General features: G+C 71.3%; 5 protein-coding genes. 2 read left to right on the top strand and 3 right to left on the bottom strand.

What is annotated here, in order from left to right; all coding sequences use genetic code 11:
• Nucleotides 1-18: 18 nt before the first annotated feature.
• Nucleotides 19-705 carry a response regulator gene (locus tag FNH05_RS28115; RefSeq protein ID WP_186382775.1) on the bottom strand — a complete coding sequence of 229 codons (687 nt, stop codon included), beginning with the start codon at nucleotides 703-705 and terminating at the stop codon, nucleotides 19-21.
• A complete protein-coding gene (locus tag FNH05_RS28110) occupies nucleotides 705-3,269 on the bottom strand; it encodes a DUF4118 domain-containing protein (RefSeq protein WP_144591868.1) in 2,565 nt (854 codons plus the stop codon). The genes FNH05_RS28115 and FNH05_RS28110 overlap by 1 nt, the downstream gene beginning before the upstream one ends.
• Nucleotides 3,270-3,524: 255 nt before the next feature.
• Between FNH05_RS28110 and asnB the strand changes: the two genes are divergently transcribed.
• Together asnB and FNH05_RS28100 are read left to right on the top strand one after the other, a co-directional pair.
• The gene (gene asnB, locus FNH05_RS28105; RefSeq protein WP_144591867.1) at nucleotides 3,525-5,369 is read left to right on the top strand and encodes an asparagine synthase (glutamine-hydrolyzing); all 1,845 of its coding nucleotides are present in this window, start codon (nucleotides 3,525-3,527) and stop codon (nucleotides 5,367-5,369) included.
• 110 nt (nucleotides 5,370-5,479) lie between these two features.
• Nucleotides 5,480-6,001 carry a YflT domain-containing protein gene (locus FNH05_RS28100; RefSeq protein WP_144591866.1) on the top strand — a complete coding sequence of 174 codons (522 nt, stop codon included), beginning with the start codon at nucleotides 5,480-5,482 and terminating at the stop codon, nucleotides 5,999-6,001.
• A gap of 74 nt (nucleotides 6,002-6,075) precedes the next feature.
• Here the strand turns inward: FNH05_RS28100 and mutM are convergent, their stop codons facing one another.
• Complete coding sequence (gene mutM, locus FNH05_RS28095; RefSeq protein WP_144591865.1) at nucleotides 6,076-6,936, bottom strand: bifunctional DNA-formamidopyrimidine glycosylase/DNA-(apurinic or apyrimidinic site) lyase; 861 nt, start codon at nucleotides 6,934-6,936, stop codon at nucleotides 6,076-6,078.
• Nucleotides 6,937-6,973 lie beyond the last annotated feature (37 nt).

The raw sequence follows: 6,973 nt of genomic DNA, 5'->3' as shown, positions 1-6,973 counted from the left end.
ACCTGACCCCTTCGGCGCTCAGGCTTCGAAGCGGTAGCCCATCCCGGGTTCGGTGAGCAGGTGGCGGGGCCGGGAGGGTTCCGGCTCCAGCTTGCGGCGCAACTGGGCCAGGTACACGCGCAGGTAGTGGGACTCGTTCTCGTACGCCGGGCCCCACACCTCGCGCAGCAACTGCTTCTGCGAGACCAGCCGCCCGGGGTTGCGGACGAGGAGTTCGAGCACGCCCCACTCGGTCTTGGTGAGGTGCACCTCCTCGCCGCCGCGCCGCACCTTCTTCGCCAGCAGGTCGACGGTGAAATCGTCGGTGCGCACCACGGCCTCGGCCTCGTCGCCCACGGAGACCGCGGACCGGCGGACGGCGGCGCGCAGCCGGGCCAGCAGTTCGTCCATGCCGAACGGTTTGGTGACGTAGTCGTCGGCCCCGGCGTCGAGGGCGTGCACCTTGTCCGGTGAGTCGCCGCGGGCGGAGAGCACGATGATCGGCACCGTGGTCCAGCCGCGGAGCCCGGCGATCACCTCGTTGCCGTCCATGTCCGGCAGCCCCAGGTCGAGCACCACCACGTCGGGTCTGGTGTCGGCGACCGCGCGCAGCGCGGCCGTACCGTCGTGCGCGGTGACCACCTGGTAGCCGCGCGCCGCGAGGTTGATCCGCAGCGCGCGCACGATCTGCGGTTCGTCGTCGACCACCAGCACCGTCGGCGCCATCATCCCACCCGCTCCTCGCTCGCCTCGCCCACCGGGGCGGGAAGCACCGAAGACGGCCGGTGGGCCGGCAGCGAGACGACCACGGTCAGCCCACCTCCCGGGGTGTCCTCGGTCCTGATCGTGCCGCCCATCGCCTCGGTGAACCCCTTCGCCACGGAAAGTCCCAGCCCGATCCCCGGCGTGGCGTCCCGGTCGCCGAGGCGCTGGAACGGGGCGAAGGCCGAGGATTCGCTGTGCTTCGCCAGTCCCCGCCCATGATCCACGATCCGGAGTTCCACGTGTTCGGCGTGCGTGCTCCCGCGCACCGACACCGGCTCGGGCCCCTTGCCGTGCCGCAGCGCGTTGTCCACCACGTTGGCGACGACGCGTTCGAGCAGGCCGGGATCGGCCAGTACCGCGGGCAGTCGCTCGTCGACCTCCACCCGCACCGAATCCCGGGCGGGCACCCCGGACAGCGCGTGCGCGACGATCTCGTCGTAGCCCACCGGGCGCAGTCGCGGCCGGACCGCACCGGTCGCCAGCCGCGAGGAGTCGAGCAGGTTGTCCACCAGTCCGGCGAGCCGGTCGGTGGACTCGTCCGCGGTGGCCAGCAGTTCCCCGACGTCTTCGGCCGACAGTTCGATGTCGTGGGCCCGCAGGCTGCCGATCGCGGCCTTGATCGAGGTCAGCGGGGTGCGCAGATCGTGCCCGAGCGCGGACAGCAGTGCGGTGCGCAGTTCGGTCGCCTCCGCCTTGCGCTCGGCACGCGCGGTGGCCGCCGCCAGGCGCTGCTGCCGCAGCGCGAGCAGCGCCTGCCCGGCCGCGGCCTCCAGCGCGTTGCGCTCCGCGGTGGGCAGTGCCCGGCCCCGCAGCGCGAGCGACACGTCGGCGGTGACCGGGACGGTGATGTCGGCCTGGCCCGGATCTTCGCACGGATCGTGCCCCGCGCACGCCGCCCGCTGCCAGGTTCCGTCGAGCTTTTCCAGCAGCGCCACGGACTCCAGTCCGAAGTTCTCGCGGACCTTGGCCAGCAGGCGTGGCAGCGGCTCCGGATCGGTGAGCACGGTCCTGGCATAGGACGACAGCAGCGAGGCCTCCGTTCTCGCCTGTGCCGCCTGGGTGGCGCGCCGGGCGGCCGCGTCCACCACCAGTGCCACCAGCACCCCGACCAGCACCATCGCGATCAGCGTGATCACGTTGCTCTGCGCGTGCACGGTCAGCGTGTAGAAGGGCTCGGTGAAGAAGAAGTTGAGCAGGCCCGCGGAGAGCACCGCCGCGACCAGCGCCGGGCCGAGCCCGCCGACGAGGGCGACCACGACGGTGGCCAGGAAGTAGTCCACCACGTCGGTGGAGAAGTCCAGCTGCGGCCGCAGCAGTGCCCCGATCACGGTGGCCAGCGCCGGAACGGCCGGTGCCAGCGTCCATCCCGCCAGTCGCCGCCACCCGGGCAGCGGGCTGCGGCGGTCGAGCCAGGAGCGGAACCGCCCGCCCGCCTCCCGGTGGGTCACCATGTGCACGTCGATCGGGCCGGACCGTTGCACCACGCTCGCCCCGATGCCCTCGTCGAACAGCCTCGCCAGCCGGGAGCGGCGGGAGGTGCCGAGCACCAGCTGGGTGGCGTTGACCCCGCGGGCGAACTCCAGCAGCGCCCCCGGCACGTCGTCGCCGACCACCGTGTGGAAGGTGGCGCCGAGTTCCTCGGCCAGCTTCCGGTAGCGGCCCAGGTCGGCCGGGCCCGCTCCGGCCAGGCCGTCCCCGCGCAGGACGTGCAGCACGAGCAGCTCGCCGCCCGCGCGGGCGGCGATCCGGCTCGCCCGGCGGATCAGCGTCTCGCTCTCCGGCCCGCCGGTGATCGACACGACGATCCGCTCGCGGGTCTCCCAGGTGTCGGTGATGCGCTGCTGCGCCCGGTACCGCTGCAGTGCGAGGTCGACCTGGTCGGCGACCCACAGCAGGGCCAGTTCGCGCAGCGCGTTGAGGTTGCCCGGGCGGAAGTAGTTGGCCAGTGCGGCGTCGATCCGCTCGGCCGGGTACACGTTGCCGTGTGCCAGGCGCCGCCGCAGCGCCTCGGGCGTGATGTCCACCAGTTCGATCTGCTCGGCCCGCCGCACCACCTCGTCGGGCACGGTCTCCCGCTGGGGCACCCCGGTGATGCGCTCGACCACGTCGCCAAGGCCCCGCAGGTGCTGGACGTTCACCGTCGACAGCACGTCGATGCCGGCGTCCAGCAGTTCCTGCACGTCCTGCCAGCGCTTCTCGTTGCCCGAGCCCGGGATGTTGGTGTGCGCGAGCTCGTCCACGACGGCCACTTCGGGCCGCCGCGCGAGCACCGCGGCCACGTCCAGTTCGGTGAACTCCCGGCCCCGGTAGGTGCCGTGACGGCGGGGCAGCACCTCCAGGCCGTCCAGCAGCTCCGCGGTCCGGCGGCGGCCGTGCGTTTCCACCAGCCCCACCACCACGTCGGTGCCGCGCTCCCGGCGGCGCCGTGCCTCGGAGAGCATGGCGTAGGTCTTGCCGACCCCGGGGGCCGCGCCCAGGTACAGGCGCAGCTCTCCGCGGCGTGGTTTCTCCGGCACTTCGTCCACGGTTTCAGTGTGCCTCCGATGCGCTGCCGACCCGTCGATCAGCGTGCTCCGGGGAGGGGACTCGCCGGGATTTCCTGACGCGACCTTGACGCGGACCCACCGGACCTTTGCGCGTCCTTGAGAAGGCGGGAAAAATTCACGCACTCTCCGTAATCAAAGAGACACATCGGGCAATTCGGGCTGACGGCCGCGCGATCCTGTGTTACCACGGTGTTACACATACTTGTACGTGCTAAGTATTCGGGAGGCAGTGGCATGTGCGGAATCACCGGCTGGGTTTCCTTCGACTCGGACCTGAGGCGTGAACCGGCCAAAGCGGTGACCGAGGCCATGACCGCGACCATGGCCTGCCGCGGCCCGGACGACTCCGGACTGTGGCTCGGCCGGCACGCCGCGCTCGGCCACCGCAGGCTGGCGATCATCGACCTGCCCGGCGGGCGCCAGCCGATGTCGCTGCGCACCCCGGAGGGCGAGATCGCGCTCGTCTACAGCGGCGAGACCTACAACTTCACCGAACTGCGGGCCCGGCTGGAAAGACTGGGCCACAGCTTCCAGACCGACAGCGACACCGAAGTCGTCCTCCACGGCTACCTCGAGTGGGGCGAGTCGGTCGCCGACCACCTCAACGGCATGTACGCCTTCGCGATCTGGGACGACCGCGAGGACAAGCTGGTCATGATCCGCGACCGCATGGGCATCAAGCCGTTCTACTACGCCCGCACCCGCGACGGCGTGCTGTTCGGCTCCGAACCCAAGGCCATCCTGGCCCACCCGGCCGCGAGCAAGGTGGTCGACACCGCGGGGCTGCGGGAGCTGATGGCCATGACCAAGCAGCCGGGCTGGTCGCTGTGGCGCGACATCACCGAGGTCGAACCGGGCACGATCGTGCGGGTCGACGCCGGCGGGGTGTCGACCCGGACCTACTGGAAGCTCACCGCCGTCCCGCACACCGACGACCGCGAGACCTCCGTGGCCAGGGTGCGGGAACTGCTCACCGACATCGTGCGGCGCCAACTGGTCGCCGACGTGCCGCGCTGCGTGCTGCTCTCCGGCGGTCTCGACTCCAGCGCCATCACCGGGCTGGCCGCCGCCCGGCTCGGCGAACAGGGCGAGCAGGTGCGCACGTTCTCGGTGGACTTCTTCGGACAGGAAGAAAACTTCCGGCCCGACGAAATGCGCGACACCCCCGACTCGCCCTTCATCCGGGACGTCGCCGGGCTGGTCCGCTCGGCGCACCGGGACGTGATGCTCGACCCGCAGGCGCTGACCGACCCGGCCGTGCGGCGCGCGGTGATCACCGCCCGCGACATCCCCGCCGGGCTCGGTGACATGGACGCCTCGCTGTACCTGCTGTTCAAGGCGATCCGGCAGGAGTCCACAGTGGCCCTTTCCGGCGAATCGGCCGACGAGGTGTTCGGCGGGTACCGGTGGTTCCACGACGGCACCGCGCAGAGCGCCGATACCTTCCCGTGGCTGGCGTTCCGGACCGGCCACACCGAGCGCGGCACCATTCTCCGGCCCGAGGTCCGGGCACGGCTCGACATCGGCGCCCACACCGCCGACGAGTACCGCACCGCCCTCAGCCAGGTCGAACACCTCGACGGCGAGAGCGATTCCGAGCGGCGGATGCGCGCGGTCTGCCATCTGCACCTGACCCGGTTCGTGCGGATGCTGCTCGACCGCAAGGACCGCATGTCCATGGCCGTCGGGCTGGAGGTGCGGGTCCCCTTCTGCGACCACCGACTCGTCGAGTACGTCTACAACACCCCGTGGTCGCTGAAGACCTTCGACGGCCGGGAAAAGAGCCTGCTGCGGCACGCCACCGCGCACGTGCTGCCCCAGTCCGTCGTGGACCGCGTGAAGAGCCCCTATCCGTCCACACAGGACCCGGGCTACGCCGCGGCACTGCAGCAGCAGGCCAAGGAGATCCTCGCCGAGCCGGGCAACCCGGTGTTCGACCTCGTGGACCGCGACTGGCTGGCCGGTGCCGTCGAGTACGACCCGGCCACCATGACCGGCCTCACCCGCAACGGCATCGACCGGGTCCTCGACCTCTACCACTGGCTGGACCTCTACCGGCCGGAGATCCGGCTGGACTGACCGCCGGGCGGCCTGCCGGTGGCACCACACCTGAAAAATGGCTGTGAAAACCCGGCATAAGGCACAACAGGGCCGCGGTGGGCGTTGAAGCAGGCAGAGAGGTGAGACAGATGACCCAAGCCTTCACGCAGACCGCCTTCACGAACGCCCCCGCGCGCCCGCAGCTACCGACCCTGCCCACCGGCTGGCCGATCGGTTCCTACACGTCCTACGAGGAAGCCCAGCGAGCCGTCGACCATCTTGCCGACAACGACTTCCCCGTGGCCGAGGTGACCATCGTCGGGGTGGAGCCGATGCTCGTGGAGCGCGTCGCGGGCAAGCTCAGCTGGGGACGGGTCCTCGGCAGCGCCGCCCTGTCCGGCGCCTGGTTCGGTCTCTTCGTCGGCCTGCTGCTGAGCATGTTCAGCGCGGGAGCCGGCGTGCTGCCGATCCTCATCGGGCTGGTCGCCGGCGTGGCCTTCTCCATGGTGTTCGCCGCCGTGAGCTACGGCGCCACCCGCGGCCGCCGGGATTTCGTCTCGCACAGCCAACTGGTGGCCCGCCGCTACGACGTGCTGACCCAGCCTCGCAGCGCCGAGCGCGGCCGGGAACTCCTGGCGAACCTCGCCGCCCGCACCGCCTTCACGCAGTAAGGACCACCGCACGACGCCGAAAGCCCCGTCGCGATCCGTTCGCGGCGGGGCTTTCCCGTTGCTCAGTCCGTTGTTCAGGCCAGGCGCGGCCGGGGCTGGCATCGCGGGCAGAAATAGGACGAGCGGTTCATGAACGGCTCGCGGCGGATCGGCGTGCCGCAGCGGGCGCAGGGCCGATCGGCCTGGCCGTAGACGTTGAGGGAACGGTCGAAGTAGCCCGATTGGCCGTTCACGTTGACGTAGAGGGCATCGAAGGAGGTGCCGCCCGCACGCAGCGCCTCGGACATCACTTCGGTGGCCGCGGCCAGCAGCGCCGCCCCCTGCACCGCGGTGAGCTTCGCCGTCGGGCGCGACCAGTGCAGCCGGGCCCGCCACAGCGCCTCGTCGGCATAGATGTTGCCGACCCCGGAGACCAGGGTCTGGTCGAGCAGCGCGCGCTTGACCTCGGTGCGCCGCGAACGCAGCGCCCGCACCGCGGCGGCCGGATCGAAGGCCGGGTCCATCGGGTCGCGGGCGATGTGCGCGATCGGCGCGGGCACCAGCGTGCCGCCCGTGTCCACGAGATCGGCCAGCGCCAGCCCGCCGAAGGTGCGCTGATCGACGAAACGCAGTTCCGGGCCGCCGTCCGCGAACCGCACGCGCACCCGCAGATGCTTCTCGTCCGGCACCCCCTCCGGCTGGACCAGCATCTGCCCGCTCATGCCCAGGTGCGCGAGGACCGCCTCGGTACCGGACAGGTCCAGCCACAGGTACTTGCCGCGCCGCCGCGCCGCATCCACCCTCGCTCCGGCCAGCCGACCGGCGAAATCCTCGGATCCCGCCGCATGCCGGCGGATCGCCCGCGGATGCAGCACCTCGACCTTGGTGATGACCCGGCCCGCCACATGCGCCTGCAATCCGGCGCGGACCACCTCGACCTCGGGAAGTTCTGGCACGAGACCAGCGTAGGGCCCCTCTCCCGTCCCCCCGCCC

Origin of the sequence: Amycolatopsis rhizosphaerae (assembly GCF_007713715.1) — a bacterium.
GTDB classification, from domain to species: domain Bacteria; phylum Actinomycetota; class Actinomycetes; order Mycobacteriales; family Pseudonocardiaceae; genus Amycolatopsis_E; species Amycolatopsis_E rhizosphaerae.
This window is presented reverse-complemented; position numbering and strand designations above follow the sequence as displayed.

What these genes read in the sequence shown, in the direction of transcription:
- FNH05_RS28115 (WP_186382775.1), bottom strand. Translation starts at nt 705, where the DNA reads ATGGCGCCGACGGTGCTGGTGGTCGACGACGAACCGCAGATCGTGCGC.
- asnB (WP_144591867.1), top strand. Translation starts at nt 3,525, where the DNA reads ATGTGCGGAATCACCGGCTGGGTTTCCTTCGACTCGGACCTGAGGCGT.
- FNH05_RS28100 (WP_144591866.1), top strand. Translation starts at nt 5,480, where the DNA reads ATGACCCAAGCCTTCACGCAGACCGCCTTCACGAACGCCCCCGCGCGC.